The sequence below is a fragment of the Novosphingobium mangrovi genome (genome assembly GCF_022818885.1).
Taxonomy (GTDB): Bacteria; Pseudomonadota; Alphaproteobacteria; order Sphingomonadales; family Sphingomonadaceae; genus Novosphingobium; species Novosphingobium mangrovi.
Genome location: NZ_JALHAT010000031.1, coordinates 74,126 through 82,489 on the forward strand (window position 1 = coordinate 74,126; position 8,364 = coordinate 82,489).

An 8,364-nucleotide genomic window follows, 5' to 3' on the forward strand; every position below is an offset into this window, starting at 1 on the left:
TCCGGCATCGCGCGCGGGGCCCAGAGGCAACCGGCCCGGCGGGAGGGTCCCGCCGGGCCGGAAAAAGTATCCCAAAGGGGATGTGAAGCGCTCAGGCCTCGGCGAGCTTCGGGCTGGCGAGGAAGGGCAGATCCTCGCGCGCCTTGGCTTCGTAAGTGCCGATCTCGGCGTCCTGCGCCAGCGTCAGGCCAACTTCGTCGAGGCCGTTCAGCAGGCAGTGCTTGCGGAACGGGTCGATCTCGAAGGTGAAGCGGTCCTGGAAAGGCGTGGTCACCGTCTGGGTTTCCAGGTCCACGCTGATCGGGTCGGTCGTGGCGACTTCCATCAGGCGGTCGATGGCCTCCTGCGGGATCGCGACGGTCAGGATACCGTTCTTGAACGCGTTGCCCGAGAAGATGTCCGAGAAACTGGGCGCGATGACACAGGTCACGCCCATGTCCAGAAGCGCCCAGGCCGCGTGCTCGCGGCTCGAACCGCAGCCGAAGTTGTCGCCCGCGATCAGGATCGGCGCGCCTTCGTAGGTCGGGTCGGTGAAGACGTTGCCCGGCTCGGCCTTGACCGATTCGAGGCAGCCCTGGCCAAGACCCTCACGGGTCACGGTCTTGAGCCACTGGGCAGGGATGATGACGTCGGTGTCGACGTTCTTGCGGCCGAACGGGTAGGCCCGGCCGGAAACCTGGGAAATCGGGTTCATGGGTGTGCTCGTCTCAATCCGTCTCGGGGGCCTGTTCGGGGTGCGCAGGCGCGTTCGTCTCGGCGCGCGACTTGCGGCGCTTCACGAAGAGCAGCGCGGCGGCAACCGCCGCCGAGCCGATGGCCGCACCGGCCGCGATCGCGGCGCGTCCGGCGAGCGAGGTATCGGGTTCATCTGCCATCTTGCGTTCGTCCTTCAGGCGTTCTCGGCCAGCTCGCGCACGTCGGCGAGGCGTCCGGTGACGGCGGCCGCGGCCGCCATGGCGGGGCTGACGAGGTGGGTGCGCGCACCCGGACCCTGGCGCCCGGTGAAGTTGCGGTTGCTGGTGGAGGCGCAGCGCTCACCGGCGGGCACCTTGTCGGGGTTCATCGCAAGACACGCCGAGCAGCCCGGTTCGCGCCATTCCAGGCCCGCCTCGATGATGATCTTGTCGAGTCCTTCGGCTTCGGCCTGGGCCTTGACCAGGCCCGAGCCCGGCACGACGATCGCCCAGGTCACGTTGTCGGCCTTCTTGCGACCCTTGAGGACCTGCGCGGCGGCGCGGATGTCCTCGATGCGGCTGTTGGTGCACGAGCCGATGAAGACGTTCTGGACCTCGATGTCGGTCAGCTTGGTGCCGGGCGTCAGGCCCATGTACTCAAGGCTGTGCGCGACGGCCTGGCGCTTGGAGGCGTCGGCGAAATCGTCCGGCGAGGGGACGACCGCGCCGATGGGGGCGGTGTCCTCGGGGCTGGTGCCCCAGGTCACGGTGGGCTCGATGTCCTCGGCGCGGATGTGGATCGACTTGTCGTAGGTCGCACCCGGATCGCTCGCCAGGCTCTTCCACCAGGCAACGGCCTTGTCCCAGTCCGCGCCCTTGGGCGCATAGGGGCGTCCCTTGACGTAGGCGAAGGTGGTCTCGTCGGGCGCGATCAGGCCCGCACGCGCGCCCGCCTCGATCGACATGTTCGAGACCGTCAGGCGGCCCTCGATCGACATTTCGCGGAACACGTTGCCGGTGTACTCGATGACGTAGCCGGTGCCGCCTGCGGTGCCGACCTGGCCGATGATGTGCAGGATCACGTCCTTGGGCGAGACGCCTGCACCCAGGGTGCCCTCGACATTGACCTGGAAGGTCTTGGACTGCTTGAGAAGCAGGGTCTGCGTCGCCATGACGTGCTCGACCTCGCTGGTGCCGATGCCGAAGGCCAGCGCGCCCAGGCCGCCGTTGCAGGCGGTGTGGCTGTCGCCGCACACGATCGTGGCGCCGGGCAGCGAGAAGCCCTGCTCGGGCCCCACGACGTGGACGATGCCCTGTTCGGGATCGGCATCGCCGATGTAGCGGATGCCGAATTCAGGCGCGTTCTTTTCCAGCATGTCGAGCTGTTGCGCGCTCTGCGGGTCGGCGATGGGAACGCGGTTGCCGGCCGCATCGCGGCGCGCGGTGGTCGGCAGGTTGTGGTCGGGAACCGCGATGTGCAGGTCCGGACGGCGCACCTTGCGCCCGTTCGCGCGTAGCGCCGCGAAGGCCTGCGGGCTCGTTACCTCGTGCACGATGTGCCGGTCGATGTAGATGAGGCAGGTACCGTCGTCGCGGGTGTCGACAACGTGGGCGTCCCAGATCTTCTGGTAAAGTGTGCGCGGCTGTGTGGTCATGATGCGAGCCGATTAGGCCCCTGCGCTTTGCAATTCAAGCAGTACAGCGCAGGCCATGTGTTTGATTTATCCGGCAGGAGGACGAACGGCGTATTTTTCAACCCGCTAAGGGGACAAGTTGCGCCACGAAGATGCGATGAACGGCATGAGATCAGGCGCTGACACGGGCGCTGCATCGGTCTAGGAGAAAGGAGTGACTGTTCTTATCGCCATTCTCATCGTTCTTGCGAGCGCCGCCGCCATGGAGCTGGTCGCCTGGTCGAGCCACAAGTACATCATGCACGGCTTTGGCTGGGGCTGGCACCGCGACCACCACGAGCCGCACGACAAGCTGCTGGAAAAGAACGACCTCTACGCGCTGGTAGGCGCGGGGATGAGCATCTCGATGTTCGCGCTCGGCTCGCCGCTGGTCATGGGCCAGCACGCCTGGTGGCCGGGGACGTGGATTGGCCTTGGCATCCTCGTGTATGGCATCATTTATACGCTGATCCACGATGGCCTCGTCCACCAGCGCTATTTCCGCTGGGTGCCCAAGCGCGGCTACGCCAAGCGTCTGGTTCAGGCGCACAAGCTGCACCATGCGACGATCGGCAAGGAGGGTGGGGTCAGCTTCGGTTTCGTCGTGGCGCGCGACCCTGTCCGGCTCAAGCAGGAGCTCAAGGAGCAGCGCCGCCGGGGCATCGCGGTGGTGCGCGAGGCGGTGGAGGACTGAGCAAAAGGTCACACAAACGGCAACCTGCCACGATCTGGCGCGTTACAGGCGTTCCAGATCTTTCAGGAGACATCCGAACGTGATCGATACCGCCGGCTCCGGTGCAGGGACCTCTTCCGGTCCTGCCGAGGCGGAGCAAACCGAGGAAGAACGCGAGGAGGAACTGCGCCGCGCCGAACAGAAGGCCGAGCGTGAGAACGTCGAGCGTGAAATCGAAAGCGGCAATTCCACCCTGACCCGCCGCGAACGCCGCCGTGTGTCCGCGCACAGCCGCCTGTCCGCACTCACCGTCTTTTCGATCATCCGCAGCGAGGGCGAGGAGGAACTGCGCCGTCCGACCTCCTCGCTGTGGTGGTCGGGCATTGCCGCCGGGATCGGCATTTCGACCTCGGTCTTCGCACAGGCGCTTCTCTACGAGGCGCTGGAAGGCAGTCCGAACCGCTGGGTCGTCTCGAGCCTGGGTTATTCGGTGGGCTTCATCCTCGTCATCCTCTCGCGCCTCCAGCTTTTCACCGAGAACACGCTGAGCGTGGTCCTGCCGATGCTGTCCGAGCCGAGCTGGGGCAAGTTGGGCCTCTCCGCCCGGCTCTGGACCATCGTCCTCACCGCCAATTTCATCGGCACCTTCCTCACCGCCTTCTTCGTGATGGTGATGTCCGACGGAGGCGATGCCGAGGCGAGCAGCCATGTGACCGCCATGCTCGAGGTCTCGAAACACGCCGCGCAGTCGCAAGGCTGGACCGCGCTGGTAAAGGGCATTCCGGCAGGCTTCTTCATCGCGGGGCTGGTGTGGATGCTGCCCAGTTCCAAGGGCTTCGAGCTGTGGGTCATCATGGTCTTCACCGCGCTCATCGCGGCGGGCGGCTTTACCCACGTCATTGCGGGCTCGACCGAGATGTTCATGCTTGTCATTGACGGGCAGAAGTCCATCGAGGCGGCTTTTACCGGCTATCTCCTGCCGACTTTCGCGGGCAACGTGATCGGGGGCACCGGACTTTTCGCGATGCTCTCCTACGGCCAGATCCACGCCGAGATCTGAGGCCGCACATGACGCCGCGCACACCTCCGCTCGACGCCGGGGCGACCCGCGTTCTTGACTTCTGGTTTCGCGAACTGACCCCCGGCGACTGGTTCGGGGGCGGTGTGCAGCTCGATGAAAAGGTGCGCGCGCGCTTTGGTGCGGTCCATGCGCAGGCGCTGGAAGGCGCCTGTGATGGCTGGGCCGAGACCCCTCTTGGGCGTCTGGCGCTGGTGATCGTGCTGGACCAGTTCTCGCGCCACATTCACCGCGACACCGCGCAGGCCTTTGCCGCAGATCGCCGGGCGCAGGAGCTCGTGCTGGAGGGGCTGGAGGCAGGGGTGGACGCGCAGCTCGGGTTTGCCCATCGCCACTTCTTCTACATGCCGCTCATGCACGCCGAAGACACAGCGCTTCAGGCCCGAAGCGTGGCATGCTTTGAAGACTTGCATCGCTTTGCCGGGGAGCTTCTCGCCTTTGCGCGCTCGCACGAAGCCGATATTGCCGCCTATGGCCGCTTTCCCTATCGCAACGCGGCCTTGCAGCGCTCATCGACGCACGAGGAAGAGGAATTCCTGAAGACGCGTCAGGGACCCTGAGAGGCTATTCGGGCCGGGTCCAGATCCATGGGCCCAGCACGGCGAGCACGCCCACCGGGATGAAGGCCAGCGGGAAACCCACGACAAACCAGGTGAAGGGGATGCTCGCGCTCATCGCGAGGATGGCCGAGACCTTGCCCTTGCGGCTGATTGCCCGCCGGTCGCGCCAGGCAACGAGATGGGGGCCGTGCTTGGGGTGGTTGTAGAGCCGCTCGGCCCATTCCGGGTGGCTCTTGGAGAAGCACCAGGCGGCCGCGATGTAGAACACGACCGTGGGCATGACAGGCAGGAAGATGCCGATGGTGCCCAGCGCCACGAACAGCACGCCGCCAAGCATCCAGACCGAGCGCTTGACCTTTTTCAAGCTCGCGCGCCCGGGTCGGATGAAGGATGGGTCAAGACTGCGGGTCCGCGTAGCGCGCCGCAGTTTCCCGGATCAGCGCGATCATGTTGGGAACGCCTTGCGTGCGGTTCGAGGAGAGCTGGTTCCTGAGGTCGAAGGGTTCCAGCGCGGCGACGATGTCGGTCTCGGCAACCTCGGCGGCGGGCTTGTCCTGCACGCCTGCAATGACGAGCGCGACGATGCCTTTGGTGATCGCCGCGTTGCTGTCCGCCAGAAAGTGGAGCGTGCCGCCTTCCGCTTCGGTGGGGTAGACCCAGACCGAGGCCGAACACCCGCGCACCTTGGTTGCGTCGGTCTTGAGCGCGTCGGGCATCGGGTCCAGCTCGCGCCCCAGCTCGATCAGCAGGCGATAGCGTTCATCGCCCTCAAGGAATTCATACTCTTCGCGGATGTCATCAAGGCTGCGCATGCAACGTCATTTAGGGCCCTGTCGCCACAGGGCAAGGGGGCTTGGGCGAGCGGCGCGGCACGACAGCGCTGCAATCGAAATAAAGAGACAGTCAGAGACGAAGAAAAGACGGATTCAAGGGGTCATCACCCCTTGACCCCCAAACGGGCGACCTCACCTTCCGCGCGCCACCCTGGCTGAGAAAGGTGAGGTCGCCCGTTTTGGGGAGCCCGAGGGGGATGGCCCTCGGAAATTTCTTCCTGCTTCCTCCTGTTTTTCGGCCTCACGCATCACGCCAATTGCACCTGCGCGCGGTTCCTGTCAGGGAAAAGGCCATGAACGCTTCTGCCGCCGCCGACCGCAGCCATCCCTTCTTTTCGCTGCACGAGCATGGTTTCGTGCGCGTCGCGACCTCGACCCCGCATGTGCGGCCCGCCGATGTCGCCTTCAACCGCGATGCGATCCTGGCGGAAGCGCGGCGCGCGCATGACGCGCATGTCGATCTTCTCGTCTTTCCCGAGCTGTGCCTTTCGGCCTACGCCATCGATGACCTCCACTTGCAGGGCGCACTGATCGCGGCGGTGGATGCCGCACTCGCCGAGCTTGTCGCGGCCAGCGCCTCGCTTTCGCCGGTGCTGCTGGTGGGGGCCGCGCTGGTCCACGGCTCCAGCCTCTACAACTGCGCGGTGGTGATCGCACACGGCAAGCTCCTGGGTGTGGTGCCCAAGTCCTTCCTCCCCAACTACCGCGAGTTCTACGAGAAGCGCTGGTTCGCAAGCGGCAAGGCGGTGTGCGGGCAGTCGATCACGGTGGCCGGACAAAACGTGCCGTTCGGCGTCGATCTCGTCTTTGCATCCGAAGTGCTCAAGGATTTCCGCTTCTTTGTCGAGATCTGTGAGGATGTCTGGGCGCCCACGCCCCCCAGCACGCTGGGCGCGCTCGCCGGGGCGACGATCCTGTGCAATCTCTCGGCCTCCAACATCACTATCGGCAAGTCGGACGAACGCCACGCGCTGTGCAAGGCCCAGTCCGCGCGTACGTCCGCAGCCTATGTCTATTGCGCGGCGGGGCATGGCGAGAGCACGACCGACCTGGCCTGGGACGGTCAGGGCATCGTCTACGAACTGGGCGAGTGCCTCGCGCAGTCCGAGCGTTTCGCGCTCGAGCCCCAGTTGTGCATCGCGGATATCGACTGCGAACGTATCGTCGGCGACCGGCTGCGCCTGCCGACCTTTGCCGATGCGGCTGAACTTGCCGGATCGCCCGCGCAGACCTTCCGCACCGTCCCCTTCCGCCATGCGCCGGTGCGCGGCGATATCGGCCTCCAGCGCCCGATCCGCCGTTTCCCCTTCGTGCCCAACCGCCCGGAAAAGCTCGACGCGGATTGCTACGAGGCGTTCAACATCCAGGTCGATGGCCTGATGCGGCGGCTGGAATCGACGGGCTCGAAGTCGATGGTCATCGGGATTTCGGGCGGGCTCGATTCGACCCACGCGCTGATCGTTGCCGCGCGCGCCTGCGACCGCCTGGGCCTGCCGCGCACCTTTATCCGGGGTTACACCATGCCCGGCTTCGCGACGAGCGAGGGGACGAAGTCGAACGCCTGGAAGCTGATGGATGCGCTGGGCATCACGGCCGAGGAAATCGACATTCGCCCGGCCGCAACGCGCATGCTGGAAGACATCGGCCACGCCTTTGCCGATGGCGAGCCGGTCTACGACGTCACGTTCGAGAACGTCCAGGCGGGGCTTCGCACCGACTACCTCTTCCGCCTTGCCAGCCAGCACAGCGGCTTCGTGATCGGCACCGGGGATTTGTCCGAACTGGCGCTGGGCTGGTGCACTTACGGCGTGGGCGACCAGATGAGCCACTACGCGGTCAACGCGGGCGTCCCCAAGACGCTGATCCAGTATCTCATCCGCTGGTGCGCCGATGGCGAGGACTTCGCGGCCGAGGCCGGGGCGATCCTCCACGCCATCCTCGACACCGAGATCTCGCCCGAACTCGTGCCCGCCGGCGCGGACGGCGCGATCCAGAGCACCGAAGAGAAGATCGGGCCCTACGCCCTCAACGACTTCTTCCTTCACCACATCATGCGCTACGGCCAGACGCCCTCCAAGGTCGCGTTCCTTGCCTGGCACGCCTGGCACGACGCCGCGCAGGGCCAATGGCCCGACGGCTATCCCGCCGACCGGCGCGTGGCCTATGACCTGCCGGTGATCCGTGCGTGGCTGGAGAAGTTCCTGCGCCGCTTCTTCGCCTTCAGCCAGTTCAAGCGCTCGGCGATCCCCAACGGACCCAAGGTCTCCTCGGGCGGGGCGCTCAGCCCGCGCGGGGATTGGCGCGCGCCGTCGGATGCCCGGGCCGAGGTGTGGCTGGCGGAGCTGGATGCGAAGGTGCCTCTGGAGGGATAATGAAGAAAAGGGAGGTTCCGAGGGTCATTGCCCTCGGGCTCCCGGAATCGGTGAGGGTGGCTTCTGCAGGCAGTAATGCGTTGAAAGACGAAGCCACGGGATAAAAAAAGGGGGCTTCGCCCCCAACATCTTGTTCCCGACCTCACCATTCCTACGCCACGTGGCGGCATGAACGGCCCCAGACAGTTATGGGAGCCCGAGGGCGATGGCCCTCGGACTTATTCAATCCCTTAAACTCTCGATCTCTTTTGCAAGATCCTTGCCCCGGCGTTCGTCGGTGGCGATGCGTTCGAGGACGTTGATGCGTTCGCGCAGCTGGGCGATCTCGTCCTCGAGTTCCTGTTCGTGGGGATCGCGGCGGCCGATGGTGCGGCCATGGTCCGAGCGTTCGGAGGGCAGGTGCAGCTTCTTGGCGCGCAGCCAGGTAATGCAGCCGATGACGAACATGACCACCACGGCCGTCCAGAAACTCATTGTCGTGATACCTTATGTATGGGCGAG

General features: G+C 65.5%; 10 protein-coding genes. 4 read left to right on the plus strand and 6 right to left on the minus strand.

Annotation, left to right across the window (positions count from 1 at the left end; translation table 11 throughout):
- Positions 1–91: 91 nt before the first annotated feature.
- The 3 genes from leuD to leuC are packed head-to-tail and all read right to left on the minus strand — an operon-like array spanning position 92 to position 2,329.
- A complete protein-coding gene (leuD, locus tag MTR65_RS15445) occupies positions 92–694 on the minus strand; it encodes a 3-isopropylmalate dehydratase small subunit (protein WP_039390510.1) in 603 nt (200 codons plus the stop codon).
- A gap of 13 nt (positions 695–707) precedes the next feature.
- Complete coding sequence (locus MTR65_RS15450; protein ID WP_243801746.1) at positions 708–875, minus strand: hypothetical protein; 168 nt, start codon at positions 873–875, stop codon at positions 708–710.
- Between the two features lie 14 nt (positions 876–889).
- Positions 890–2,329, minus strand: a complete 1,440-nt coding sequence (gene leuC, locus MTR65_RS15455) for a 3-isopropylmalate dehydratase large subunit (protein ID WP_243801748.1) — start codon at positions 2,327–2,329, stop codon at positions 890–892.
- Positions 2,330–2,522: 193 nt separating this feature from the next.
- Here leuC and MTR65_RS15460 point away from each other — a divergent pair, with 193 nt between their 5' ends.
- The 3 genes from MTR65_RS15460 to MTR65_RS15470 all read left to right on the plus strand — a co-directional run bounded on the left by MTR65_RS15460 (position 2,523) and on the right by MTR65_RS15470 (position 4,658).
- Entirely contained in the window at positions 2,523–3,041 is a 519-nt protein-coding gene (locus MTR65_RS15460; RefSeq protein ID WP_039390512.1) for a sterol desaturase family protein, read from the plus strand.
- A gap of 79 nt (positions 3,042–3,120) precedes the next feature.
- Positions 3,121–4,080, plus strand: a complete 960-nt coding sequence (locus MTR65_RS15465) for a formate/nitrite transporter family protein (protein ID WP_226635169.1) — start codon at positions 3,121–3,123, stop codon at positions 4,078–4,080.
- 8 nt (positions 4,081–4,088) lie between these two features.
- Positions 4,089–4,658 carry a DUF924 family protein gene (locus MTR65_RS15470; protein WP_243801750.1) on the plus strand — a complete coding sequence of 190 codons (570 nt, stop codon included), beginning with the start codon at positions 4,089–4,091 and terminating at the stop codon, positions 4,656–4,658.
- Between the two features lie 4 nt (positions 4,659–4,662).
- On the opposite strand, the gene MTR65_RS15475 is transcribed toward MTR65_RS15470, so the two are convergent.
- Both MTR65_RS15475 and MTR65_RS15480 read right to left on the minus strand, forming a co-directional pair.
- Positions 4,663–5,022, minus strand: coding sequence for a YbaN family protein (locus MTR65_RS15475; RefSeq protein WP_226635165.1), 360 nt, complete (start codon positions 5,020–5,022; stop codon positions 4,663–4,665).
- Between the two features lie 31 nt (positions 5,023–5,053).
- Entirely contained in the window at positions 5,054–5,470 is a 417-nt protein-coding gene (locus MTR65_RS15480) for a SufE family protein (protein WP_039390515.1), read from the minus strand.
- A 314-nt stretch (positions 5,471–5,784) separates the two neighbouring features.
- Here MTR65_RS15480 and MTR65_RS15485 point away from each other — a divergent pair, with 314 nt between their 5' ends.
- A complete protein-coding gene (locus MTR65_RS15485; protein ID WP_243801752.1) occupies positions 5,785–7,863 on the plus strand; it encodes an NAD(+) synthase in 2,079 nt (692 codons plus the stop codon).
- Between the two features lie 222 nt (positions 7,864–8,085).
- On the opposite strand, the gene MTR65_RS15490 is transcribed toward MTR65_RS15485, so the two are convergent.
- Entirely contained in the window at positions 8,086–8,337 is a 252-nt protein-coding gene (locus tag MTR65_RS15490; protein ID WP_039390519.1) for a hypothetical protein, read from the minus strand.
- Between the last annotated feature and the right edge of the window lie 27 nt (positions 8,338–8,364).

Bases quoted from the DNA above. Each gene is read 5' to 3' on its own strand.
- leuD (WP_039390510.1), bottom strand. From the start codon at position 694: ATGAACCCGATTTCCCAGGTTTCCGGCCGGGCCTACCCGTTCGGCCGC.
- MTR65_RS15450 (WP_243801746.1), bottom strand. From the start codon at position 875: ATGGCAGATGAACCCGATACCTCGCTCGCCGGACGCGCCGCGATCGCG.
- leuC (WP_243801748.1), bottom strand. From the start codon at position 2,329: ATGACCACACAGCCGCGCACACTTTACCAGAAGATCTGGGACGCCCAC.
- MTR65_RS15470 (WP_243801750.1), top strand. From the start codon at position 4,089: ATGACGCCGCGCACACCTCCGCTCGACGCCGGGGCGACCCGCGTTCTT.
- MTR65_RS15480 (WP_039390515.1), bottom strand. From the start codon at position 5,470: ATGCGCAGCCTTGATGACATCCGCGAAGAGTATGAATTCCTTGAGGGC.
- MTR65_RS15485 (WP_243801752.1), top strand. From the start codon at position 5,785: ATGAACGCTTCTGCCGCCGCCGACCGCAGCCATCCCTTCTTTTCGCTG.
- MTR65_RS15490 (WP_039390519.1), bottom strand. From the start codon at position 8,337: ATGAGTTTCTGGACGGCCGTGGTGGTCATGTTCGTCATCGGCTGCATT.